We start from the raw sequence: 871 nt of genomic DNA on the forward strand, positions 1-871 counted from the left end.
GGATGAAGACCGGCCCGCACTCGTCGTAGGGCCCGGGGTCGACGCCGCCCTCGGCCGCCCAGCGACGCAGCGGAGCGTACGTGACGAGCGTCATCCGCTCGCCCGGGATGCTCCGCCGCAGGCAGCAGCGCAGCGGAGCGCCGCCCTCGTCATCGGTGAAGGCATCCCGGACGTGTCCGGCGTCGTCCCGGACGCGCAGTCCGGCGAGGACCGCGGGACCGATCGCCCGCATGTGGTGTGTCGTGGTCATGGAGCCAGTATCGGACCCCCTCCCCGCGTCCGCCGGCGGATCTCGGACATCGCGTTCCCCGCAGGGTCGGAGCGAAGGCCCGCCGGTTCAGGGGCGGGCGACCCCCGTGCGGTACGCCCACACGACCGTCTGGAGCCGGTCACGGGTACCGATCTTGGCCATGGCCCGTCCCAGGTGCGACTTCACCGTGCTGGTTTCGATGAACAGCGCCCGGGCGATCTCGGCGTTCGACATCCCCTTGGCGAGCGACCGGACGATGTCGGCCTCGCGGGCGGTGAGCAGATCCAGCGCGTCGGCGTCGGCCGCACGCGGGGGCCTGCGTCGGGCGAACTCGGTCATCACCCTCCGGGTCACCGCCTGGTCCACCAGCCCCTGCCCCCGGGAGAGACGGCGCACCGCGTCGACCAGCTCGTCGGGATCGGTGTCCTTGAGCACGAACCCGCTCGCGCCCGCCTCCAACGCGCCGAACACGTACTCGTCCAGGTCGAACGTGGTGACGACGAGGATCTCCGGCGCCCCGCTCCCGAGCCGCTCGAGGATCTCCCGGGTCGCGGACAGCCCGTCCCCGCCGGGCATGCGCACGTCCATGCAGACGACGTCGGGCATGAGGCGGGGGGGCCC

The 871-nt window shown here is 72.9% G+C and carries 2 protein-coding genes; both read right to left on the bottom strand.

What is annotated here, in order from left to right:
- Positions 1–250: DUF1203 domain-containing protein (locus D471_RS0127665; RefSeq protein WP_017601626.1), on the bottom strand; the 250-nt coding region annotated here is incomplete at its 3' end.
- 87 nt (positions 251–337) lie between these two features.
- Positions 338–871 (bottom strand): LuxR C-terminal-related transcriptional regulator (locus D471_RS0127670; RefSeq protein WP_026128135.1); only part of this gene is annotated, 534 nt, incomplete at its 5' end.

The organism is Nocardiopsis lucentensis DSM 44048 (genome assembly GCF_000341125.1).
GTDB classification, from domain to species: Bacteria; Actinomycetota; Actinomycetes; order Streptosporangiales; family Streptosporangiaceae; genus Nocardiopsis; species Nocardiopsis lucentensis.